General features: G+C 36.4%; 20 protein-coding genes, 8 tRNA genes, 1 rRNA gene and 1 other RNA gene. 12 read left to right on the top strand and 18 right to left on the bottom strand.

Annotated features, from left to right (window positions below; all coding sequences use genetic code 11):
- Positions 1 to 2 precede the first annotated feature (2 nt).
- Genes I6G50_RS09075 through lpdA form a run of 3 tightly spaced genes read left to right on the top strand, consistent with a single transcriptional unit; the run spans position 3 to position 4,003 of the window.
- Entirely contained in the window at positions 3 to 983 is a 981-nt protein-coding gene (locus tag I6G50_RS09075) for an alpha-ketoacid dehydrogenase subunit beta (protein WP_003135963.1), read from the top strand.
- On the top strand, positions 976 to 2,559 hold the full coding sequence (locus tag I6G50_RS09070) for a 2-oxo acid dehydrogenase subunit E2 (RefSeq protein ID WP_197908633.1): 1,584 nt from the start codon (positions 976 to 978) through the stop codon (positions 2,557 to 2,559). The genes I6G50_RS09075 and I6G50_RS09070 overlap by 8 nt, the downstream gene beginning before the upstream one ends.
- 22 nt (positions 2,560 to 2,581) lie before the next feature.
- The gene (gene lpdA / locus I6G50_RS09065) at positions 2,582 to 4,003 is read left to right on the top strand and encodes a dihydrolipoyl dehydrogenase (protein WP_081165843.1); all 1,422 of its coding nucleotides are present in this window, start codon (positions 2,582 to 2,584) and stop codon (positions 4,001 to 4,003) included.
- Between the two features lie 45 nt (positions 4,004 to 4,048).
- Here the strand turns inward: lpdA and recO are convergent, their stop codons facing one another.
- A complete protein-coding gene (gene recO / locus I6G50_RS09060; protein ID WP_197908632.1) occupies positions 4,049 to 4,807 on the bottom strand; it encodes a DNA repair protein RecO in 759 nt (252 codons plus the stop codon).
- Positions 4,808 to 5,210: 403 nt separating this feature from the next.
- On the opposite strand from recO, the gene I6G50_RS09055 reads away from it, so the two are divergent.
- Positions 5,211 to 5,774 (top strand): hypothetical protein, encoded by a 564-nt coding sequence (locus tag I6G50_RS09055; RefSeq protein WP_197908631.1) that lies wholly within the window; start codon positions 5,211 to 5,213, stop codon positions 5,772 to 5,774.
- Between the two features lie 173 nt (positions 5,775 to 5,947).
- Here I6G50_RS09055 and I6G50_RS09050 read toward each other — a convergent pair whose 3' ends face one another.
- Complete coding sequence (locus tag I6G50_RS09050) at positions 5,948 to 6,343, bottom strand: hypothetical protein (protein ID WP_003135968.1); 396 nt, start codon at positions 6,341 to 6,343, stop codon at positions 5,948 to 5,950.
- A 689-nt stretch (positions 6,344 to 7,032) separates the two neighbouring features.
- Here I6G50_RS09050 and I6G50_RS09045 point away from each other — a divergent pair.
- The 5 genes from I6G50_RS09045 to I6G50_RS09025 all read left to right on the top strand — a co-directional run bounded on the left by I6G50_RS09045 (position 7,033) and on the right by I6G50_RS09025 (position 10,807).
- Positions 7,033 to 7,476, top strand: coding sequence for a hypothetical protein (locus I6G50_RS09045; protein ID WP_197908630.1), 444 nt, complete (start codon positions 7,033 to 7,035; stop codon positions 7,474 to 7,476).
- Positions 7,477 to 7,962: 486 nt separating this feature from the next.
- The gene (locus I6G50_RS09040) at positions 7,963 to 8,790 is read left to right on the top strand and encodes a hypothetical protein (RefSeq protein WP_017371117.1); all 828 of its coding nucleotides are present in this window, start codon (positions 7,963 to 7,965) and stop codon (positions 8,788 to 8,790) included.
- A gap of 293 nt (positions 8,791 to 9,083) precedes the next feature.
- Positions 9,084 to 9,533 (top strand): hypothetical protein, encoded by a 450-nt coding sequence (locus tag I6G50_RS09035; protein WP_014024089.1) that lies wholly within the window; start codon positions 9,084 to 9,086, stop codon positions 9,531 to 9,533.
- Positions 9,526 to 10,056, top strand: coding sequence for a hypothetical protein (locus I6G50_RS09030; protein WP_232252353.1), 531 nt, complete (start codon positions 9,526 to 9,528; stop codon positions 10,054 to 10,056). Before I6G50_RS09035 ends, I6G50_RS09030 begins: the two co-directional genes overlap by 8 nt.
- Positions 10,043 to 10,807 (top strand): helicase HerA domain-containing protein, encoded by a 765-nt coding sequence (locus I6G50_RS09025; RefSeq protein WP_017371119.1) that lies wholly within the window; start codon positions 10,043 to 10,045, stop codon positions 10,805 to 10,807. Before I6G50_RS09030 ends, I6G50_RS09025 begins: the two co-directional genes overlap by 14 nt.
- A 323-nt stretch (positions 10,808 to 11,130) precedes the next feature.
- Here I6G50_RS09025 and I6G50_RS09020 read toward each other — a convergent pair whose 3' ends face one another.
- Positions 11,131 to 11,292, bottom strand: coding sequence for a hypothetical protein (locus I6G50_RS09020; RefSeq protein WP_157786597.1), 162 nt, complete (start codon positions 11,290 to 11,292; stop codon positions 11,131 to 11,133).
- Between the two features lie 191 nt (positions 11,293 to 11,483).
- Between I6G50_RS09020 and I6G50_RS09015 the strand changes: the two genes are divergently transcribed.
- From I6G50_RS09015 to I6G50_RS09005, 3 genes are all read left to right on the top strand, one after another.
- A complete protein-coding gene (locus I6G50_RS09015) occupies positions 11,484 to 12,326 on the top strand; it encodes a rolling circle replication-associated protein (protein WP_003129706.1) in 843 nt (280 codons plus the stop codon).
- Between the two features lie 147 nt (positions 12,327 to 12,473).
- Positions 12,474 to 13,421: a tyrosine-type recombinase/integrase gene (locus I6G50_RS09010; protein WP_017371120.1), complete on the top strand. Its 948-nt coding sequence runs from the start codon at positions 12,474 to 12,476 to the stop codon at positions 13,419 to 13,421.
- Positions 13,422 to 13,432: 11 nt separating this feature from the next.
- The gene (locus tag I6G50_RS09005; RefSeq protein ID WP_017371121.1) at positions 13,433 to 13,942 is read left to right on the top strand and encodes a helix-turn-helix domain-containing protein; all 510 of its coding nucleotides are present in this window, start codon (positions 13,433 to 13,435) and stop codon (positions 13,940 to 13,942) included.
- Between the two features lie 105 nt (positions 13,943 to 14,047).
- On the opposite strand, the gene I6G50_RS09000 is transcribed toward I6G50_RS09005, so the two are convergent.
- The 15 genes from I6G50_RS09000 to I6G50_RS08930 form a co-directional block, all read right to left on the bottom strand.
- Positions 14,048 to 14,120: transfer RNA gene (locus I6G50_RS09000), tRNA-Lys, on the bottom strand.
- Between the two features lie 766 nt (positions 14,121 to 14,886).
- Positions 14,887 to 15,507, bottom strand: coding sequence for a helix-turn-helix domain-containing protein (locus I6G50_RS08995; RefSeq protein ID WP_197908629.1), 621 nt, complete (start codon positions 15,505 to 15,507; stop codon positions 14,887 to 14,889).
- A gap of 219 nt (positions 15,508 to 15,726) precedes the next feature.
- A non-coding RNA gene (gene ssrS, locus I6G50_RS08990) (6S RNA) lies at positions 15,727 to 15,918 on the bottom strand.
- Between the two features lie 111 nt (positions 15,919 to 16,029).
- Positions 16,030 to 16,103, bottom strand: a tRNA-Asn gene (locus I6G50_RS08985).
- 2 nt (positions 16,104 to 16,105) lie between these two features.
- Positions 16,106 to 16,221, bottom strand: a 5S ribosomal RNA gene (rrf, locus tag I6G50_RS08980).
- Positions 16,222 to 16,223: 2 nt separating this feature from the next.
- Positions 16,224 to 16,297: transfer RNA gene (locus I6G50_RS08975), tRNA-Ile, on the bottom strand.
- Between the two features lie 38 nt (positions 16,298 to 16,335).
- Positions 16,336 to 16,406: transfer RNA gene (locus I6G50_RS08970), tRNA-Gly, on the bottom strand.
- A gap of 3 nt (positions 16,407 to 16,409) precedes the next feature.
- A tRNA-Phe gene (locus I6G50_RS08965) sits at positions 16,410 to 16,482 on the bottom strand.
- Positions 16,483 to 16,502: 20 nt separating this feature from the next.
- Positions 16,503 to 16,576, bottom strand: a tRNA-Met gene (locus I6G50_RS08960).
- Between the two features lie 9 nt (positions 16,577 to 16,585).
- Positions 16,586 to 16,675: transfer RNA gene (locus tag I6G50_RS08955), tRNA-Ser, on the bottom strand.
- A gap of 5 nt (positions 16,676 to 16,680) precedes the next feature.
- Positions 16,681 to 16,752, bottom strand: a tRNA-Glu gene (locus I6G50_RS08950).
- A 233-nt stretch (positions 16,753 to 16,985) separates the two neighbouring features.
- Positions 16,986 to 19,031, bottom strand: a complete 2,046-nt coding sequence (gene ftsH, locus I6G50_RS08945; protein WP_003135987.1) for an ATP-dependent zinc metalloprotease FtsH — start codon at positions 19,029 to 19,031, stop codon at positions 16,986 to 16,988.
- 111 nt (positions 19,032 to 19,142) lie between these two features.
- Positions 19,143 to 19,682: a hypoxanthine phosphoribosyltransferase gene (gene hpt / locus I6G50_RS08940; RefSeq protein WP_003135986.1), complete on the bottom strand. Its 540-nt coding sequence runs from the start codon at positions 19,680 to 19,682 to the stop codon at positions 19,143 to 19,145.
- Entirely contained in the window at positions 19,675 to 20,925 is a 1,251-nt protein-coding gene (tilS, locus tag I6G50_RS08935) for a tRNA lysidine(34) synthetase TilS (RefSeq protein WP_197908628.1), read from the bottom strand. Before tilS ends, hpt begins: the two co-directional genes overlap by 8 nt.
- Complete coding sequence (locus I6G50_RS08930) at positions 20,922 to 22,223, bottom strand: serine hydrolase (protein ID WP_197908627.1); 1,302 nt, start codon at positions 22,221 to 22,223, stop codon at positions 20,922 to 20,924. The genes tilS and I6G50_RS08930 overlap by 4 nt, the downstream gene beginning before the upstream one ends.
- Positions 22,224 to 22,236: the final 13 nt, after the last annotated feature.

Raw genomic sequence — 22,236 nt, 5'->3', positions numbered from 1 at the left:
ACATGGCAGTAAAAACTTATATTGCAGCAATCACAGAAGCGCTTGACTTAGCGCTTGAGCGTGACGAAAATACATTAATCTTTGGTGAAGACGTTGGACAAAATGGTGGGGTATTCCGTGCCACTGACGGACTCCAAGCAAAACACGGTGAAGACCGTGTCTTCAACACACCACTTGCCGAATCTGGTATCGGTGGTTTAGCTATCGGGCTTTCAACACAAGGCTTCCGACCAGTCATGGAAATTCAATTTGGAACTTTTGTTTATGAAGTTTTTGACTCTATTGCTGGGCAAATGTCACGTACACGTTATCGTTTCAACAACACACGTCATAACCCTATTGTTATCCGTACTCCTTATGGGATTGGTACAAAAACTCCTGAAATGCATGCGGACTCTATTGAAGGTCTATTTGCTCAAATCCCTGGACTACGCGTGGTTATGCCTTCAAATCCGGCAGATGCCAAAGGGCTTCTTTTAGCTGCCATTGAAAACAATGACCCTGTAATGTACTTGGAAAACTTACACCTTTACCGTTCTGTTAAAGGTGAAGTTCCAGAAGGCTATTACACAACGCCTTTGGACCAAGCAGTTGTTGCTAAAGAAGGTTCAGATGTATCCATCATCGCTTACGGTGGTACAGTTCCTCTAGCTATTAAAGCTGCTGAGCAACTTGAAAAAGAAGGTATCAACGCTGAAGTGCTTGACCTTCGTACCGTTTCTCCTCTTGATATTAAATCTATCGGAGAAACTGTTGAAAAAACTGGACGTGTTGTTGTGGTTCAAGAAGCCCAACGTACAGCTGGTATCGCTGCGAATGTTATGGCGGAAATCTCCGAACGTTTTGTTCTGTCACTTAAAGCACCTATCGGCCGTGTAGCTGGCCCAGATTCTATCTTCCCATTTGCTCAAGCAGAAAATGACTGGGCAATTAAGGCAGACGATATTGTGAACAAAGTGAAAGAGGTAGTAAATTATGACTGAAATTTTTAAAATGCCTGATATCGGTGAAGGCATGCACGAAGGCGACATCGCGAACTGGCTTGTTAAAGTCGGTGACGTTGTTAAAGAAGACGATCCAGTTGCTGAAGTTCAAAATGACAAACTTATGCAAGAAATCCTGTCTCCTTACTCTGGTACAGTAACAAAACTCTTTGTTGAAGCAGGAACAACTGTTGAAGTTGGCGCTCCCCTCATCGAATATGATGGAGATGGGTCAAGCGAAGCAGCTCCTGCTGAGGCGGCTCCTGCCACTGCTTCTGAAGCTCCTGCAGGTGATGCACAAATCTTCACGATGCCTGATATCGGTGAAGGTATGCACGAAGGCGACATCGCAAACTGGCTTGTTAAAGTTGGTGATGAAGTCAAAGAAGACGATCCAGTCGCCGAGGTTCAAAATGATAAACTTATGCAAGAGATTTTATCACCTTACTCTGGTAAAGTAACGAAACTCTTTGTTGAAGCAGGAACTACTGTTGAAGTTGGCGCTCCCCTAATTGAGTATAATGGGAACGGTTCAGGAACAGCTGCTCCTGAGGCTCCTAAAGCTCCTGAAGCGGCAAAACCTGCTACTTCTGAAGCTCCTGCTCAGCCAGCAACAGACGGTGCCACAACACGTACTACTACAGATGGTCGTGTCCTTGCTATGCCTTCTGTACGCCACTATGCACGTGAGCACGGTATTGATTTGACTCAAGTCCAATCTACAGGTCGTCATGGACATACAACATTAGCTGACGTTAAGGCCTTTGCATCTGGTGCAGCTGCTCCTAAAGCTCCTGCTGCTGAAACTGCAAAACCTGCGGTTGAAGCACCTAAGCCTGCAGCTCCTAAAGCTGCGCCGGCTCCTGTACAAGCTGCAGACGGTGACCGTCGTGAACCAATGACTCCTACACGTAAAGCAATCTCAAACGCGATGAGCACACAAAATGCAAATATACCTGCGGTTACTAACTTTGACCAAGTGGAAGTATCTAAGTTAGTTGCTCACCGTAAAGAGTACAAAGAAATTGCTGCTAAACAAGATGTTAAACTCACTTATCTTGCTTATGTTACTAAAGCTCTCGCTGCTACAGCTAAGAAATTCCCAGAAATTAACGCTTCTATTGACGGTACCGATATTGTGTACCACAATGAAGTAAACATTGGTATTGCTGTAAATGCCCCAAGTGGACTTTACGTACCTGTTATTAAAAATGCAGACAAGAAATCAATCTTTGCTATTGCTAAAGAAATTGCGGAACTTGCTGAAGCAGTACGTACAGGTGCTATCAAACCTGACCAAATGCGCGGTTCAACAATCACAATTTCAAACATAGGATCTGCTCGTGGTACTTGGTTCACACCAATCATCAACGGTTCAGATGTTATGATTCTGGGACTTGGTTCAATCGTGAAAGAACCAATCGTTAATGCTGAAGGCGAATTAGCTGTCGGCCAAAACATGAAACTTTCAGTAAGCTATGACCACCGTCTCATCGATGGAATGCTTGGACAAGGTTCATTGAACTATCTTAAGAGCCTCTTAGCTGATCCAGCTTACATGCTCATGGAAGTTTAAAAAGAAAAGGGGAAAAAGAATTATGGTTGTTGGTGCACAAGCCACTGAAGTGGATACAGTTGTCATCGGATCAGGCCCTGGCGGATATGTTGCGGCTATCCGTGCGGCTGAACTTGGTAAAAAAGTTGTTGTTATCGAAAAAGATAACGTAGGTGGGGTATGTCTTAACATTGGTTGTATCCCTTCAAAAGCCTTGATTAATGTGGGTCACCACTATCAAGATGCGCTTAAACAAGAAGCTGGTAAAAGTCCATTTGGTCTATCAAATGGTGCAGTAAATCTTGATTGGGCTGCTACACAAGCTTGGAAAGATGAAAAAGTTGTTAAGCAACTTACTGGCGGTATTGCCATGCTTCTTAAAAAGCATAAAATCGAATTAATCAAAGGTACAGCTGAGTTCGTTGATAATGAAACAATTAACGTTGAACAAGAAGATGGCTTCCAATTGTTGAACTTCCAAAATGCGATTATCGCTACAGGTTCACGCCCAATTGAAATCCCTAGCTTCCCTTATGGTGGACGTATTATCGACTCTACAGGTGCGCTTAATCTTAAAGAAGTACCTAAACATTTAATCATCGTGGGTGGTGGTGTCATCGGTTCTGAACTTGGTGGTGCTTATCGTATGTTAGGTTCTAAAATCACTATCGTTGAAGGTTTAGATCATATCTTGAATGGTTTTGACAAAGAAATGTCAGATATCATTGCCAACCGTGTGAAAACAGCTGGATCAGAAATTTATACTTCTGCTATGGCAAAATCAGCTACACAAACAGATACAGATGTTACTTTGACATTTGAAGTAGATGGTAAAGAACAAACTGTTACAGGTGATTACTTGCTCGTTTCAGTAGGTCGTCGTCCAAATACAGATATGTTAGGTCTTAACAATACAGATGTTAAGTTGACAGACCGTGGACTCATCGAAGTGAGCGATTCATTCCAAACTTCAGTACCACATATCTATGCTATCGGTGACGTTGTTCCTGGCCCAATGCTCGCACATAAAGCTTCATTCCAAGCTAAGATTGCTGCTGCTGCTATTGCTGGTGGAGAAGACGCTGTTGACTTACATATCGCTCTCCCTGCTGTTGCTTACACAACAACAGAGTTAGCGACTGTAGGTGAAACTCCTGAGACTGTTAAAGATCGCATGGATCAAGTTAAAATCAGCAAATTCCCATTTGCTGCCAATGGACGTGCTATTTCAATGGACGATACAACAGGTTTCATCCGTTTAATTACAGATAATAAAGAAGGTGCCGTTATTGGCGCCCAAATCGTTGGTCCTGGAGCTTCTGACTTGATTTCCGGTTTAGCTTTAGCTATTGAAAATGGTTTAACTTCTAAAGATATCTCATTGACGATCCAGCCTCACCCAACGCTTGGTGAAGCAATTATGGATACAGCTGAGATTGCTGATGGTTTACCTATCCACGTTTAAAATAAAAAAAAGCATCTCAAGATGCTTTTTTTTATTTTTTCTAAATTAGTCTTTCATAATATCAGCCCAATCTTTCATGCTGTCTAAAAATTTTTTGGATTTCAAGTGAATACCGACATATTCCTCATAAAGCCCATCAATGAATAAGCGAATCTTCTGTTTCATATCCTCTTTAACAGAAATTTTTTCTAACTGGTTCAAGGATATTTCTTGAAAAAGATTAACCAAGTAAATGACATTAGGATCCAAATGCAAGCGGCGAATATCTTCGTTAAAATGATTTTTACAAAGACAAGCATTGAACTTATAAGAATAATCAAAGGGTCCTTGCTTACTATGACAAAACGCGCATTCTGCACAATTGAGACTCACACCAAAACGATTCAAAATTTGAAGTTCAAAAATGTTCGTAATGATTTCTTTATCAAAACCTTGCTCTAACAAATCTAAGCACTTCGTCAAAAAAGCATATAAAGAAGGGTCATATTGATTATCAGGTATTGCTGCATCTGCCAAACTAATAATGTAAGAAGCATGAGCATTAAGAAAAATATCCTCACTGATATGCTTATAAGTAACTGTCTCACTCACATCATCCAGGAAAGAAAAACCTTCATCATTTATCGTTCCCATCAAGCTAGAGTTTGTAAAATTCTGCAAGCTGCTCGCATATTTAGAGCGGGCAAAATTTTTAACAAAAAACATACGCTTACCAAAGGACTCCGTAAAAATTTTGACCAGCTTGTCCTTTTCTTTATAATTTTTAGTATATAGGACAAGGCCTCGAGTTTCCACACTTTTCATTCTTATATTTTACCACACCACTTAAATAAGGGCTACTGAATGTCACTAAAAGCAAATTATTAGGGATAGGATAAAATTAAGATAAATAACATATATTGAATTTTTAACTAAAGCGTAGTTAAAAACGGAACTAATTTTTGTCAATCAGGGGTTGTATATCAAAGGTATATGGACTTTAGCACAAGCAAACACCTCTGTGTAGTTTTCTTAAATAAAGTCTACAGTTTAAAAATAGTGTTCTAATATAATATAATCGGTAATTACTTTATATGCTGTAAATTATTGTAAGTACTAGTTTTATGTCTTATTTTTTTATTTGAGTGAAAGATAGGCTTTATAAGACTTATTTTATTTAATACATTTTATAGTACAATAAATGTATTAAATATATGAGGACCTCCCTATGAACAAACTTATTGACCTAGCTCCTTGGATTATTATTCCACTCTTAATAATATTAATCATCTTTTCTTCTAAGTATAAAACAATACTAAATAGTGTAAAAACAGATAGATTAAACCTTATAAAAAAAGAATACCCCGATTTGACCGATAAAGATATTAAATATCTCAAAGATGCTTTCGAAACATATAAAAAATGGTATTTCTATACTCCTTTACAAAGAAAACTTAATATAATACTTGGGAGTGCTTTACTTTTCTCCCTCGTTGGTTACGTACATTATATGATTTGGTTTAAATCAGTATATATACTTCTCGTTTTTCTTACTTTGTTTTTACTTGTTACACTTCTTGTAGGCATAACTCCTCCGACACTCAGACAACACCAGAAATTCTTAAAAAAATACCTTAAAGAAAATCCAGAGAATGAGTTTAAAGTGGTATTATTTAAAGATACGTATGTTGATAAGGTAGAAAAATCATCTCGAATATATAAAACTCTTTTTACGTTTATCGTTATTTTATTTTTACTTTTAACGCTGTCATTTTGGCACAATAACATATAAGATAAAAGCTCACAGTTTCGTGCTGTGAGCTTTTTTATAGTGACTTAGATAAATTATATTAGGAGCGATTAAATACGCGTGACAGCACATAAAAAGTCCATTTAGATTATGGACTTCTTGCACACTATATTATCCCACACGCTTTTTCTCCGCCATTTGACAAGATTATTATATCAAATATTTCCTATAAAAATCATCGTATTATGATCAGATAGGTCAATTATTTTCAACATCTTTTTTGCCTTAATAAAAATTGTCTTATATTTTTCTCTCTGATTGTGGTCTTTAAATATAATAATTCTTTTCTTTAGATTATTTAATGAAACCGTTCCTGTTAAATCTGATAAAGAGACCTGAGATTGTATAGTAGAATACTCTTCTAGTTCTATTAGAGCTTCATCCTCTGCAGCGTCTTCTTTAACTGGGCTACTCCGAACTTCTGTTGCCTGCTCTTTTTGCATGGTGGAGTTAGAGGCCGTTGTTCCTTTTGTTTCTTCGTTATTTTTAGAAGAACATCCTACTAAGGTTAGCGATAATATAAATGTGCTAAATAAAAAAATTTTTTTCATATAACCTTCCTTTATTCATCTTCATTCTACAACACTCTTGATTTATTTTTTATTTATATACTTAATTATATCAAAGCGTTCCAAGTGCCCCTAACGTTTTCTAAGACTCTTGTCCTACTTTTTAACTTCTCGGATAGTATTCGCACACAAGCGATAAATCTTGTTATAAGTTAGATCTATTTGTTATGTTCCTTTTTGATAAAAAATGTCAAGTTTTGTTTTGATTTTTTTTACTAATAAATGTAGAATGTAAGCAAGTTAAAACTGCAAACAAGAATTTACTATTAATATATTAATAAGAAGTCCGTGTGCTATTATAGAATATATTTGAGATGTGTTGGTTGGAGTCAGTAGAGTAAAGGAGATAAGATATAGAAAAGTATATTGTATATATTAGTACCGGGTTTATAGTAATCTATTCACTATATCATTTACTAATTAATTTTCAACAAAATCTATTTCTAGGTATTAGACAATTAGCTTTTACTTTGATAATATTTGTAATCTATTATTTTGTTAAACTTCGAAAAAGTTAGAATTAGTATCAGTTACTGAAATTCTTGATTCTTTCTAAAGTTGCACGCGAGATAAAAAGACGAAATGATTACAAAGAGGTGTATATTTAACTGGTCGTATCCTCGAATCTTCAAACTATAACATATGAATTGTCATAACTGATTGGAGTATAAATGAACAAGAAGACTAAAATACTATTATGCGGAATATCACTCATAACTCTAACTGCCTGTACAAGTCCAAAAACAAAAGAACACTTCTTTGACCCTAAGACAGACAAAGTCAGTAGCCAGTCTACTGTTGAGAGTTCTAGAGATGCTATACATACTGAACCCATAAATAAATTGTATTCTCGATTTATTAGACAAACTTCCAATAATATTAAAAGTTTTAAAGTTTTGGAAGAGAAACTACCTTTAATCACTAATTCAAAGGAAGTTGAATCTGAATATACAAGCATAGAAAACACCGATATTATGAGAACCTCAGAGAGAAGTCAACTTAAGACAAGGAAGTCTGAACTCACTATTGAACAGATACGACTAGTTGAGGACAAGTTTAAAGAGTACCAAAAGGAGTATCAAAGAGTGATGAAGCTGTTCCCTAATCATCCATAAAATAAAAATAAGGTCATTATTGTCACACACGAGTCCTCTATCAAAGAAGTATGTGTTTTAGTTATTAATCTTTGAAGGTAACTACGTAAACTCATAAGAAAAAAGTCCAGTTTTACTGGACTTTTTTCTTATTTATATTATGCCCCCTGCACTCAGGGGAGCACTACTACTTTAACAAAAAGAGTTGGAATGACTCGAGAAATCGAAAGGAAAATTTTTATTGGGAATATCAGAACATACTAAATCACGTAGCGCTTCTGAGCTTAGGAATCAAGATCTAACAGACTTAGTAAGTGTTATTGAAATCATAGACGATATCGAATGGGAGCTCTATATGACAAAGGAAGACATGAAGTTCTATAAGAAAAATCCTCATGCATCCTTATCATTTGTACAGTCTAGTAGTGAAAAACATATTGCAAAAGTAATCGCACATGGACCAGATACGTTCATACATGAGTAAAAAAATTTAGACTAGGAACTTTTATGAAAAACTTAAAACTTACACTCACATTAGGAGTTACGCTTCTTTTATTAGCAGGATGTGGCGCTACTTCTACCACAGATAAAAATTCTTCTGATACCTCAAATCAAAGTACAGAAGCTGCTTCATCCAATTCAGAACCAACTTATAAATTCGGTGAAGATTTAATGAAAAATGAGCGTATCATTTATCAATTATACCTAGGTTCTGAAACTCCAGGTATTAATACGGAAGTAGCTAGCGTTTACTATTTTAATAAAGGAAAAGTTACTATTTATAATACCGATAATACCCCTACACCTTTAGTATTAGGTGACTTTAAAGGGTTAAGTAATAAACAAATTATTGACAAAATGGTTGAACATCTTAAAAAACAAGACCTCAAAGAAACAATCCAAACAGGAGCCTATATAGCAAAAGGGCAAAAGACTAAATTTGTCGAGGGAACACCTCAAACTATTAAAATATCTGCAGTAACTGATTCAACTGGTAATAATATCCAAAGCGAAGAGATTACAGCTAGTGCCAAGGCCAACTTTGGTTTACAAATGGATAGCGTTCCTATTGTCAGTCATGAGGATGGGACACCTCTTCTCGGTGATAATGGTGAGCCAGAATACACAGACACAGTACTTCCCCACGACGAAAAGAATGATTTAAAATTAACACTTAGTACGCTTAATGGGACAACATTCACAGCTTATGATAAGCAATATATGATATTCGATGATACGGAAGATAAGACGTATGCTACTGAGTTTAATGGCACTTCAATGCCTGTATTTGACTCTGTAGATGATAACTATGTAACTGTTTCTACATCTAGATAGAAACTCTAAAAATACTAGTATAATCAATTCTCTGGTTATTACATTCATATTTTTAATATAAAAAAAGCACTTGGGTATAGTTTGGCGACCGTCCCTTGTGCTACTTAAAATAGTTAAAGCTAGTGTTAAAACACTACCTTTTGTCTACCTCTATTATATCAAATATAGGCAGATAAAAGCAGGTATTGGACATTACCTGCTTTGCTATTTTCTCATAAAACGTTAATTATAACTTTTGTATTACTGAATTAAAATTCAGTGACACATCAAATAGAAAATAGAGGTACACTCATATGACAACTTTAAATCAGACAGCACTTTTTACAGATATGACGCTTAAAAATCTTAGAATCAAATCTTCGAATGCCACACTCCCTGCAAGTGCAGTTATCATTTCTGCACATGCTACTGAAAAGCGGACAGACGAAAAAGACTCTAAGCCTATTCCAAATACAATTGATAAAATCAAGCTCTCTGCCTTAGATCCGCAAAAAGTTCAAGCTTTAAAATCTTTGGGAATCACTGACAAAGAAATTCGTAAACTGGCATTCACAATTGAAATTGAAAACGATGAAGAATATCTCTTCACCCTAGACCCGCTCAAATTAATCGGACAAGAAATTTCTTTAAAAGAGGCACTCCTTGCTCCTATGTGGAGCGGGAATGGTTCAAATGGCGCATACCGTGGTTTGAAAATCATTATCAATGAAGTTAAATTACATACTGGTAAAGCTCATGAATAGACTCAAAATAATAATCAGTAAAAGGAATTCAAGCAAAGCCTACGCCTACCTTTTTATCCTTAGTAGTTTTGTGTCTGTCCTTGCATTCGTCTTCTTACAGCTCACAAACAAATACAGTCTACATCTTTCCATACAGTCCAAAATAGTTCTTACAGCTCTTTCATCTTTGATTTTCTTTGAAATACTGTTCCTGTATGTTTTTAGTAAGAGTAGTCCAATTGAAGTTTTGGCATTACGAGCGAAACTTAAAAAGTTTACTCAATTACTCGTCAAAAAAATTGAATATGGAAATACAATTTTCACAGTCGAATGGCGCTATCAAATAAAAGATAGTCGAATTCGTATTGAACTTTATTCGGATGGGCTCATTGAAGATAAATCAAGGCTAGGTAAACAATTGAGCGAATACTTACGAATGTCCTTAATCAGCTTTACAGAAGAAGATTATAAGAGTATTTACACCTTCGGTAAACAACCTCCTCAATTAAATGGATTGGAGATTTTAGAAAATGAAGAAATATAACTATACTCCTATCCCTTTATATCATAATGTTCAGTGGAATCTGACAAGCGAATCATGTCACATCTTGCTGCTGTCCCCGACGGGTGGAGGTAAATCCTATCTGACTGCTTATTTACTAGCAATGGCAGTAAAAAGAGGACATACAGTATACTTCGTAGATGCTAAAAATTCTGATTTTGGGGCTATTGTAAAAAAAGCAGGAATCAAAGTAGCTTCTACTCCTGAAGAAATCATAGACCTCCTAAAATTCATGGTAAATAAAATGGAGTCTACCTACTCAGAACATTATGAAAACAGAACCATTGATTTTGGGGCTAACTTCTCCTCTCTAAATCTTCCAGCACATATACTTATCTTTGACGAAGTCCTTGCAGGACTTCATGCAGGGGATAAAAAGCAAAAACAAGAAATGGAAAATTTACTGAAACAAATTGCCCTTAAAGGACGCATGGCTGGATTTATTATCTGCCTAACAAGTCAATATCTTTTAAGCACTGACTTGCCTCAAAGTATAAATAGTCAATGCCAAACAAGAATTGTTCTCGGTTCCGAGGTATCGGAAGAACTTTTTCATATTGCTACACGTCATTATAAAAAAGACCTTGGAACGGCCTATAAAGGCGGTGTAGGTCGAGGATATGCCGTTACTCCACAAACTGGATTAACCTACTTTGAAGCTCCTAAAATGATACTCAAAGGCTATGATTACACTGGACTATTAAAAAAACTAAAAGGGGATAAGCATGACTAATCTTAGTATTCATACTGAAAATAAAATAACAAAAATCATAAGTGATGATTCTCAGTTATTGACCAATTACATTAAAAAAGGATATTGCCACACTCCAGAAAAGTTGTCTAATGGAATGTTTTCTGTAACGGTATCCGATAATTGGGTGTACCGCTCCACATTTCGGCGGAAAAATACTCGAACAAGAACATAATTATTTGGCTGTAAACATAATCAACTAAACCGCACCGCTTGACGGTGTAAGAGGCAGGAGCCTGCCGATATTAAGGCAAAGCGTCAACTTGGTTTACAGCGTATTATGATTTTAAATCTTTACTCATTACTTACCGTGTCCCAATCTGCCCCGCAGGGCATTCTTTTGGAAGATAGAGATATTTCTGTCTTCTATTGAGCGGTTGAGTAGGATATGTATGAATTTTTGAAACTGCTGGTAAGGGGTTTGGATTGCTGTGTAGAGGGCCGCTTACGGCACTCGAAACAAGCAATCTGATCTCCTATAAAGTGGTTGAAAAAATTTGTACAACTTCCATTTTGACCGCTCAATAGAAGATGTAAATAACTCTATCAATGTATATCTTCGCCTATCTTGTCAAAAGGCGAAGATACGACACTTTTAAATTTTAAAGTAACTTTAAAAAACTTATAATTCCTTTTAAAATAACCGTTTAGGAGGTATATGCGTAAATTTCAAAAATACTCAACGAAAATAACTGATTTCGGAAATTATCGTGAAGTTACAACATTCCACTCGCCACAGCTAAGAAGTAGCCAAGAGGGAAGACATAAAGGAGGACGAAGTGCTGATTCTGTAATTTCTGATGAGGCACAACAAGAACGTACTGAAAAACAAATGTTTTCTATAAAACGCAAAATCAGACACTACATACTCGCTAATGATTTCAAGTATTTTGTGACTTTAACTATAGACCCTAAAAAAAGGGATAGCTTAGATTATGAAATAGCCAAGCAAACACTGCTCAAATGGTGTAGAGCCCAACGTAAAACAAAAGGAAAATTTGACTATATTTTTGTTCCCGAATTTCATAAAAGCGGGAGAGTACACTTCCACGGTGTGATTGGGCAACCCGAGTATAGAAGTTTTACTTTGACTGAGGCAACTAACCCCAAAACAGGCGAAATCTTGATAAGACATAATAGACAGGTATTGGAATTAAAAGAATGGCGTTATGGTTTTACAGATGTGACGCTCATTGAAGATAAAGAACGCACAAGCTCTTACATGACAAAGTACATTTCTAAAGAATTAATGACTGGAGCTGAGATGTTCGGTAAAAAACGGTATTTTCCAAGTCGAGGACTTAAAAAACCCGAAATCCTGTTCATTGAAGATGAAGATAGTGATTACTCTGATTTTATTCCTAATTTTGGTGTTGTTGATACAGATGACTTTGGAAATAATATTCTAGAAAAAGCGATTTATAAGTTATATATAGACCCTGAAACAGGGGAAATCATTCAAAAAAATAGGGATAGCTTAATTAAAGCAAAAGAGCTCTAAAAAATCGCTACACCCCAAAGTTTTTGCAGAGATTATGAACAATTTTCAAATGCTCGAATCAAGTATAGAGACACTCCAACCTGTCTCTTGTAATTAAATTACGAGTTTATTTGACAAAACTTTTAGAATAGAAAGGCATTTAATTTAATGAAATTATCTGATTTATACCAAGAATGGTTGGAAGTAAAAATTTTCCCAAGCCCACGAAGTGAGGCTACACTAAGCAAATATCATAAGTTCGGAAAAATAATTCAAACTTCTTTCCCTCAAGATATCCAAGAAATTAAACCAAGCACCTACCAAAGAGCGTTTAACGAAATTGGAAAGAGTACTGGTAGAGACTACTCAAGACGAATACATCAAACAATTAAAAAAGTAGTTCAATTTGGTATTGCTGACGGAATTGACATTCAAGATTTTACTGTAGGGTTAGAAATCTTTGCTCAAAATCCTAAAAAACTCCGCGAAGAAAAGTATCTTCATAGTTTAAATGATTTTGAACTCGTTCTAGATCACTGTAAAAGACACTTCAATTATACTGACAGTATCTCTGCTTATTATCTCTACCTCCTCTTTCAAACTGGTTTACGTCCTGGGGAATTACTCGGATTGACTTGGGATAACGTATATTTTCAATCACAAGAAATTCATGTTGAAAATAGAGTGAGTACAATTACGCTCAAACAAGTTCCTCCCAAAAATTCTTTTTCAGTAAGAACTCTTCCTATAAATTCAGATACTCTGGAAGTACTTCACGAAATTAAAGAAAAGCAGGAATTAATGCTTAAAAATCATCATATGACAAACCCAAATAACCTAGTATTTGTACACTGGAACTACAAGCATACTCTCCCAACTCATACAACATTAACTAAAAGTCTAAAGACTGTGCTTGATACATTAAAAATAACGCCAAGAATAAGTCTTTATGGCGCACGTCATACAAAGTTAAGTGTCTTACTTGCTAACGGTGTCGAAATGGCTGTTGTAGCTCGATACGCGGGGCATGTATCAAATGAACAATTAATAAAAACGTATGGAGGTTTATTAGATGAAATCAAAACACAAGGCTTTGAACAAATCAGAAAGATTTGAGATAATAAGGCATGAATAAAAAACTAGAAAACTTATATTTTGGTTTTCAACTATCAAGATTGCTAAAGAAAAATGAACTATCACAAGCAGAAGCCTTGAAAATGTTGAACGAAATTACAGGTAAAGATACTAAACGCCAACAGTTCAATCGTTGGACTACTGGGGAAACTAAGCCAGAATCTCAAACAATTGATAAACTAGCATCTATTCTGAATGTCCCAGCAGTAGAATTTGAACTTTTTGACTTAGAAGAGTTTGGGATAGAACAGTCTTCTGCTGTTGAGCCTTGGTTGGGTGTATCTGCTCCTCCAGAACATCATCGTGCTTTTCAAGAATATGTTAGAAATGAAGTTATTTCTGCAGAGCTAGCAAAATTGAAAAAAAATATTGAAAAGTCTTTAACAGACTTATCTAAAATTGTAGGGTATGCAGAGGTCGAGGATAAGCTTCATGATGGCAGCCATAATAAAGGTTCAGCCGGTATATTTGATTATGATTTATACATAAATTTAAAAAAATGATGTAAACTAGTTGACATAATATTAAATTGTGATATACTTATTATGTAATAAAAAAAAACCGCCAAAGACGGTTTGATTTAAAACGAGGGAATCATCCCTCAGCAATGCCCCCTGCAGGGCTCGAACCTGCGACCCATAGATTAAGAGTCTACTGCTCTACCAACTGAGCTAAGGAGGCTATTCACGTGTAATAACTTACTTTATTAGTATAGCACTTTCAGCAAAAAAAGCAAGAATTTTTGTATGTCTTCACTTATTACTAACAAGCGCATTATAAGCTTATTCTAACCCTCTATCTGTGGAGTAGGGTAAGATAACACTTTTATTTATAAAAGGGCGTCAGGAGGCTTTAAGAGCCTTATTTGAAGCTTCTACGATACGAGGAGCCTAAATATATACAACTTCAAAGAAACTAGCCCATATAAGACAAATTGTAGGGAAAAAAACTAAATATATTCGATAGTTTTATCTCATGTTGAAATAGAAATTAAAAGCAAATATAGTAGAAATTAAAACGATTATAGTTAAAGCGACAGCAAAGCTTTCAATAAAAAACAAAGGCTTTCCTTGCGAAAACTGTTTAGCAATATTGCTTTTAGAGAAAGTAATTCCCAATATTAGAAATATAAGAGGGTATATGAATATAACTTCTTTATGCCACCAATTATCAAAGCCTCTCCTCAAAAAAATATGAGTGGGAATATAACTTGGTAATTTAGGATATAAATAAAATGACAATCCTAGTAACAATAACGACAAGGAAATTGTAATAATAAAAAATTTAGCATAAATACGATCCAATAATAGAGATAATTTATACATGAGTTCCTCCGAACAGTTTCTTATAATAAAAATACTTCTTTCTCAAGGCTTTAAAGTGCACTCTTTTTTGAGCCCATTATTTAATAGATAATAATATTCTTACTTGCTACTATTAAACTTTTTTAATGCATAAATGAAGTAGCAGAGTAACCCAAAAATAAAATAGCGATACTCATCCCAATAAACAAAAGGTCAATAATGACTAAAAGAGCAAGTGTCAATATTCTACCAAACTTACTATAGGGATTTATACTCACGCCATAACCAAATGCCTTTGGAACCCACAGAGGTGAGTCTGGTAGTCCTTTATAATGTTGGTAAGCAACTTTTGTGAAACCAACAGCCACGTGCATGAGAGCGATACAAAGGAGGGAAATAACAACTGTAACACTATTTAGTAAAGTTATATTATGAGAGACAAGAGGAACTAATACCACTGAAAAAAGCACAATCAAAGTAGTTAGGACAATCAGTATTATTGAGTACTTTTTATTCGCCTTTTTGGTATTGATTAATTCATAATCTTTTTTGACTTGCTCCATAAATTGCGTATCTCCTTTAATAATATCGAGTGAAAAATCGTAATAGTTGCTTAATTCGATAAGCATAGGTACATCTGGAAAATTCTTTCCGTTTTCCCAGTTCGAAAGAGACTGTCTAGAAATATAGAGAGCATCTGCAACGCTTTGTTGCGTTACGCCTTTTTTCTTACGTTCTTCTACTAAAACAGTGGATAGCTCCATGTTTACTCCTTTCTTACCACATTATAATATATCAAAAATTATTAAATGTCTAGCAAATATTTCTTGCGTGCTGTTATAACTGCAGTTAGAAGAGCTGTCAATCTGAGAAACCATTACTGTAAACTTTCTTTTCTTGAGAAAAGAAAAAAGCGATATTCTCGCTAGGTTTATACTTTTACTTCAATAAAAAAATATCACTCTTCATATAAAAGCACAAAAAAAAACACTGATTGAATGCCGTGTGCATACTCTAGTATTGAACCCGCTCGAAGCCAGGTGGGTGTTCTCGCTTCAAATCAGCTGCTCCTACTCGATTCGGAGTCTTAACGCTATCGAATGTCTCTTGAACCCCTATGCAATACAAATATAGTCGGTCAAAAAATTGAGTATGCTCGCACATTCCAGTGCTTTTCTATATTCTTATACTAACATGTTCTACTCTCTTTTTCAAGTAAAAGAGTTAGCGGTTTCATCGTTTTATATAATAAAACTAAAAAAGACAATCCTTAGATTGTCTCTACACTGCGGATGTCAGACTCGAACTGACGACATCATGATTAACAGTCATGCGCTACTACCAACTGAGCTAATCCGCAATACTTGGCATTTACCTTATCTCACAGGGGGCAACCCCCAACTACTTCCGGCGTGATAGGACTTAACTTCTGTGTTCGACATGGGAACAGGTGTATCTCCTATGCAATGAATACCAAATATGGGAACACGAGGATTTGAACCTCGGACCCCTGCGTTATCAACACAGTGCTCTAACCAACTGAGCTATGCTCCCAAATTTTTAAAAATTTTCCTAAATTAATAGTCAAATTAAGCGGGTGATGAGAATCGAACTCACAACATCAGCTTGGAAGGCTGAGGTTTTACCACTAAACTACACCCGCAAATGGCGCGAGACGGAATCGAACCGCCGACACATGGAGCTTCAATCCATTGCTCTACCAACTGAGCTACCGAGCCAAATGTAATTTATAATCTAATTGCGGGAGCAGGATTTGAACCTACGACCTTCGGGTTATGAGCCCGACGAGCTACCTAGCTGCTCCATCCCGCGATAATAAAAAGGAGGATGTGGGATTCGAACCCACGCACGGTTTTACCCGCCTGACGGTTTTCAAGACCGTTCCCTTCAGCCGGACTTGGGTAATCCTCCAAAAATAGTCCGTACGGGATTCGAACCCGTGTTACCGCCGTGAAAAGGCGGTGTCTTAACCCCTTGACCAACGGACCATCTTATTATTGCGCTGCCCTCTCGAACAGTACTTTTCTATTATACACTAATTAAAATATATGTCAAGAATAAACTTTACTTTATCCAAAATATTTTCATTTAAATTCGTGAATAGATGGTGTACCTTAAGTGACAACTATACTAGTATATCATATTTTATCATTTTGTCAAAGAAAAACTTATGAGGCCTTTTTCTCCACTTAGTAATAATTTTTAAAAGAAAAAAACAGTCTTATTCGACTGTTTTTTCTTCATTATTTTCAGTTTGAGCTTCTTCTTGAGCCTTATTAGCATCCTCACGAACTTCTTCAAATGATTTTGCTTCAACAGGTTCATCTTCGTTCTCGATAACATCGTTTGGCATTTTACCAGTCTTATAAAGAGACATGATTTGTTTCGCATCCAATGTTTCGTATTTAAGAAGAGCAAGAGCGATAGCTTTATGTTGTTCACGATGAGCTTGAATGATTTCCACAGCTTTGTCGTAAGCTTCTTTGGTAATTGCACGGATTTCTTCGTCAATAGCTTGAGCTGTTGCTTCAGAATAGGTTTTTGTTTGTCCGTAGTCACGGCCAATAAATACAGCCTGACTGCCTTCATAACTGATTGTACCTAATTTATCAGACATACCATACTGAGTAACCATACCACGCGCAATACGTGTAGCCTGTTCAAAGTCATTTGAAGCACCAGTAGTAATTGTATCAAAAATGATTTGTTCAGCTGCACGACCACCCATGAGCCCTGCAAGATTTTCTTGCATATCTTCTTTTGAAAGAAGGAACTGATCTTCTTTAGGAAGTGCAATCATGTAACCACCTGCACGACCACGTGGAACGATTGTAACTTTATGGACAGTATTCGCATTTGAAAGAACCAAACCAACGATTGTGTGTCCGGCTTCATGGTAGGCAACCATTTCACGTTCACGCTCAGAGATTCTTTTATCTCTTTTAGCTGGTCCAGCAATAACTCGGTCTTGTGCTTCATCAATATCAGATGCATCGATAACTTTTTTATCACGACGCGCAGCAACAAGAGCAGCTTCATTAAGGACATTTTCAAGGTCAGCTCCAACGAAACCTGGGGTTTGTTGAGCAACAACTTTAAGGTCAACACTTGAGTCAAGTGGTTTATTTTTTGCATGTACACGTAGAACTGCTTCACGTCCCTTAACGTCAGGAGCACCGACGAGAACTTTACGGTCAAAACGACCTGGACGAAGCAAGGCTGGGTCTAGTACATCAGAACGGTTAGTGGCCGCAATAACGATAACTGAATTATCATTATCTTGGAAACCATCCATCTCAACCAAAAGCTGGTTAAGTGTTTGTTCGCGTTCATCATTACCGCCACCAAGACCTGCGCCACGTTGACGTCCAACAGCATCGATTTCATCAATAAAGATGATAGAAGGAGCTGTTTTCTTAGCATTTTCAAAGAGATCACGGACACGGCTCGCACCAACACCGACAAACATTTCGACGAAGTCAGAACCAGAAATAGAATAGAAAGGTACGCCTGCCTCACCTGCAACAGCTTTGGCAAGTAAAGTTTTACCTGTACCCGGAGGGCCCTCTAAGAGTACGCCCGCAGGAATACGTGCCCCAAGGTTATGGTATTTTTTAGGGTCTTTGAGGAAATCAACAACTTCTACAAGTTCTTGTTTTTCTTCTTCAGAACCAGCAACATCGGCAAAACGTACTTTTGATGTTTTAGCATCTTGCTGTTTCGCACGGGATTTACCAAAACTCATCGGATTACCAGCTCCACCGCCACCGCGTGAGCCCATTCCGCCCATCATCAACCAGAAGAAGCCGACCATAAGGAGCATTGGTAAGATGTATGACAGAATTTGAATCCACATACCGCTTGTTGATGCTGCGACAACGTTAACTTGGATTCCTTTTTCATCCGCAGCTGCTTGCACATCTTTGATGATACTATCTGTCGGGATAATAAGTGATTGGAAATTTGACACTTTAGAAGTGTTACCTGGTAAAAATGAGAAGTTATTATTTCCTTCTACAGGTTTAGGTTCCTTATATTCGCCAGATACTGTAAACAGACTATCACTAGGCTGCATTTTCAGTGATTTTATATTGCCATCTTTAATGTCGCTCATCAATCTACTGTAGCTGATTTTATCAACATTTGATTGATTGCCACTAAAGAAAGCATTAATACCGAAAACAATGACGATTACAAGCAATACCCAACCAAGAGTGCTTTTAATAAAGCCCCCATTTTTGTTGTTGTTAGGATTTGGATTGTTCATATTTTCTTCTTTGCCTTTTATTTTTTTATCTCTTAGTTATAGCATACTTACCTATCTTTTGCTATTAGTAAGCCCTATCATGATCATTTTTCATACTTTGGTATGAGTTTTTTATTTGCTATAAATTTCTTCTTTTAGTACACCTACATAAGGGAGGTTACGATAATGATTATCATAATCAAGACCGAAGCCTACAACAAATTCATTAGGAATTGTAAAGCCAGTATAATCTGCATCAATTTCGACCACGCGACCTTCTGGCTTATCCAAAAGTGTAACAATTTTTACTGTAGCTCCGCGGTGTTCGAGAAGTTCTTTGAGATACTTCAAAGTACGCCCAGTATCGATGATGTCTTCAACAATAATAATTTCACGCCCTGATACAGGAGTAGCCACGTCAAGCAATAATTTCACTTCACCTGATGATTCTGTTCCTCCATGATAGCTTGAAACTGTCATGAAGTCTATTTCCAATTGAATATCCATGCGCTTAATCAATTCCGCAAGGAAGGGAACAGAACCACGTAGGATACCCAAAAGTAATGGATTTTTATCTTTATATTCATCAGCAAGAGTTTTTCCTAATTCAATCGTTTTTTCTTGAATTTCTTCTTCTGAAATGAGTATTTTTTTTATGTCTTTTTCAAGCATTATCAATATCCTCTCTTATAGTGGGTTTGACCCACAGCGTCCTTTTCATTTTATCATTTTTGAGGGCTTTACTCAAATCTGAAACTGTTAAACCCGTGATTGCATAAACATCTTTTTCCACTAGAATTAAAAAATTATCACGTTTCCTTAAATCTATGTGTTGATCTATAAAAAACTTTCTAAGTTTTTTATGATGACCATTAATAAAAATTACATCGCCTGGCTGGCGCTTACGTATCGTAATTTCTCCTGTGGGTGGAAGATCAACCCGCATAAAACGAGAGTCTTCCGGATCCTCATCACGTATTTCTAGATCTATTTCTTTGTTAGACGATTTAGGCGAGATGATAAAATGCTTATCACTTTTTATAAAAAAATAGTCTTTTGATAGTTCCGAATGATACTGTTGGGGCCTTTCAATAATCCATAACAATTCTTCAAATTTCGACTTAGACACTTGCAAATCTGGAAATTTTTCAAGATATTCTTGCAAAATAAAGTTTTGTAGAGCCCTTGACTGTTGAAGGAAGAGGGAAATATCTATTTCATCCTTTAATATCTCTAATTCTGCTATCTTATCTTTAATAACTGAAAAAGCCAAATTAATTTCTTCTGACATACTTAAAATTGCTTCAGAAAATTTTGGATTTTCTTTTGTCAAAGTAGGGATGTATTGATTTCGTATACGATTCCGTAAGTAGTCATTTCCTGCATTTGTTACATCCTCAAAGTATTCTGCAGCATCAAAATCCTTCTTTTCAAAATTCAGGAGAGGGCGAATGAGTTCTCCTGAACCGAAAGCTTGGCGTTCAGGAATACCTGTAAGATGCCGAAGGCGTCTTCCGGTGATTTGTCGCATCAGAACTGTCTCGGCCTGGTCCCCCTTATGATGAGCCGTGACAAGAGCTGTACAGCTTTTTTCTTGCATGACTTCCTGGAAAAAATCATAACGCATCTTGCGCCCTGCATCTTCACTGAAAGTTTCACCTGAGAAATGGGCAACCGAAAAGTCAACCCCGAGTGTGTACATTTTTTGACGAAGTTGCTCCTCTTCCCAATCTGCTACATCACGTAAACCATAGTTTACATGAGCTGTAAACAGTTCGATATCCAAAGTCTCCCTAAGTTCATAGAGCCAATTAAAAAGGGTCATTGAATCTTTACCACCAGATAAGGCAAGGAGAACTCGTCGATGACTCCTGAAGAAGTCCTTTTTCTGAACTACTTTCAAAAATTCATTCATTTTAAAACTCCATAAATATCTCTTGAAATTTGTGAAATCATTTGATCACTTCCGCCTTTAGTTTCGACTACTAAAATATACGGTTCAGGTGCAAAAACAATTGCGGCATCATGATTATAAGCATCTGCAGCTCCGATTTTATGAGCTACACGGATATTTTTGGGGACCCCAGCCTGAATCTTAATGTCATCAAATTGTGTACCAAACAAAGCGTTAAAAGAATAACCGCCTTCGTTGTAAAGTGCTTCTAGTATTTTTCCTGTCATTTCGGCGGACGCCTCACGTTCTACTGGATCCCAAGCTTGACCTGCCAGCTTGGTAATCTCGTTTTGAAATGCGGGCGAAAATTGACCAGTTTCATAGTAAGCAAGTAAATTACTTCCTACATTGTCAGAATTCTTTGCGGTGCGGTCAATAACCTCAGATAATGAATAGGAAACATTATTAGCAATTACAGGTAAAGTGCCCGTGCCCCCTGCTTCAAAAGAGCCTTTAAAGGTATTTATTGCAGTATTATATTGTAGCTTATCATTCAAAGTAGCCTGTCCTTCATTTAGACGTTTCTGTGTCCAATACAAAATAGGAAGTTTAGATAGGCTCGCTGCATATAACTTTTCTTTTTGGTTTACACCAACCGTAAACGGATTATTCAATTGTTTAACATAAATGGAGTACTTGGAATCATTGTATTTTTTATTTAATAATTCTTGTACTTGAAGCATCTTAGGATTCTCTAAGCGTAATTTATCTGAACTGATCCAACCTGTCTGTCCGCCATTAAAATTAACCTCATAATAGGTTCCCCAATGTGTTTTTGCAATCTGATTTGTTGTCAGTTGCTGTCCTTGACAGAGTGTAGTGTAAACTTCCTTGTCATACGTTGTAAACGGGTTATAATAGACCTCTGTCATCTTCGAAGTATATACTGTTGCTTTCTTTTCCTTTTTTGATAGAAGGATATCTGACACTATAGACTTTGTATCTGCTTTGATAAAAGTATGGTTTGCTAATTCAAATACATTATTGTTTACTTTGATAATATCTAATTGCGTTTTCTTAGGAAGCTCACCCACTTTTTGTTGAAGAGCTTTATCTTTATATACAGGCATACTCGTTAGGTTAACAGCACGAGAAGGAATTTCACTGTAATAAGTTGCTTGTCTTTGTTTTACTTCCTTAACTTTAGCTTCTGCATTGCCTTCTTTACCTTTTTGGGGCAAGACAAAAAAGGCTGGAATGATCATTATTATCATCACCAACCATACAGCAATATTAATTTTATTTTTCAGATTTTGCATTTTCTCAAACCTT

It is taken from the genome of Lactococcus garvieae (assembly GCF_016027715.1).
GTDB lineage: Bacteria > Bacillota > Bacilli > Lactobacillales > Streptococcaceae > Lactococcus > Lactococcus garvieae_A.
This window is presented reverse-complemented; position numbering and strand designations above follow the sequence as displayed.

Coding starts and splice junctions, on each gene's coding strand:
- tilS (WP_197908628.1), bottom strand. CDS start 20,925: ATGAATGAATTTTTGAAAGTAGTTCAGAAAAAGGACTTCTTCAGGAGT.
- I6G50_RS09050 (WP_003135968.1), bottom strand. CDS start 6,343: ATGAAAAAAATTTTTTTATTTAGCACATTTATATTATCGCTAACCTTA.
- I6G50_RS09015 (WP_003129706.1), top strand. CDS start 11,484: ATGCGTAAATTTCAAAAATACTCAACGAAAATAACTGATTTCGGAAAT.
- hpt (WP_003135986.1), bottom strand. CDS start 19,682: ATGCTTGAAAAAGACATAAAAAAAATACTCATTTCAGAAGAAGAAATT.
- recO (WP_197908632.1), bottom strand. CDS start 4,807: ATGAAAAGTGTGGAAACTCGAGGCCTTGTCCTATATACTAAAAATTAT.
- I6G50_RS09035 (WP_014024089.1), top strand. CDS start 9,084: ATGACAACTTTAAATCAGACAGCACTTTTTACAGATATGACGCTTAAA.
- I6G50_RS09075 (WP_003135963.1), top strand. CDS start 3: ATGGCAGTAAAAACTTATATTGCAGCAATCACAGAAGCGCTTGACTTA.
- I6G50_RS09070 (WP_197908633.1), top strand. CDS start 976: ATGACTGAAATTTTTAAAATGCCTGATATCGGTGAAGGCATGCACGAA.
- I6G50_RS09005 (WP_017371121.1), top strand. CDS start 13,433: ATGAATAAAAAACTAGAAAACTTATATTTTGGTTTTCAACTATCAAGA.
- I6G50_RS09040 (WP_017371117.1), top strand. CDS start 7,963: ATGAAAAACTTAAAACTTACACTCACATTAGGAGTTACGCTTCTTTTA.
- I6G50_RS09055 (WP_197908631.1), top strand. CDS start 5,211: ATGAACAAACTTATTGACCTAGCTCCTTGGATTATTATTCCACTCTTA.
- I6G50_RS09010 (WP_017371120.1), top strand. CDS start 12,474: ATGAAATTATCTGATTTATACCAAGAATGGTTGGAAGTAAAAATTTTC.
- I6G50_RS09030 (WP_232252353.1), top strand. CDS start 9,526: ATGAATAGACTCAAAATAATAATCAGTAAAAGGAATTCAAGCAAAGCC.
- I6G50_RS09025 (WP_017371119.1), top strand. CDS start 10,043: ATGAAGAAATATAACTATACTCCTATCCCTTTATATCATAATGTTCAG.
- I6G50_RS08995 (WP_197908629.1), bottom strand. CDS start 15,507: ATGGAGCTATCCACTGTTTTAGTAGAAGAACGTAAGAAAAAAGGCGTA.
- lpdA (WP_081165843.1), top strand. CDS start 2,582: ATGGTTGTTGGTGCACAAGCCACTGAAGTGGATACAGTTGTCATCGGA.
- I6G50_RS08930 (WP_197908627.1), bottom strand. CDS start 22,223: ATGCAAAATCTGAAAAATAAAATTAATATTGCTGTATGGTTGGTGATG.
- ftsH (WP_003135987.1), bottom strand. CDS start 19,031: ATGAACAATCCAAATCCTAACAACAACAAAAATGGGGGCTTTATTAAA.
- I6G50_RS09045 (WP_197908630.1), top strand. CDS start 7,033: ATGAACAAGAAGACTAAAATACTATTATGCGGAATATCACTCATAACT.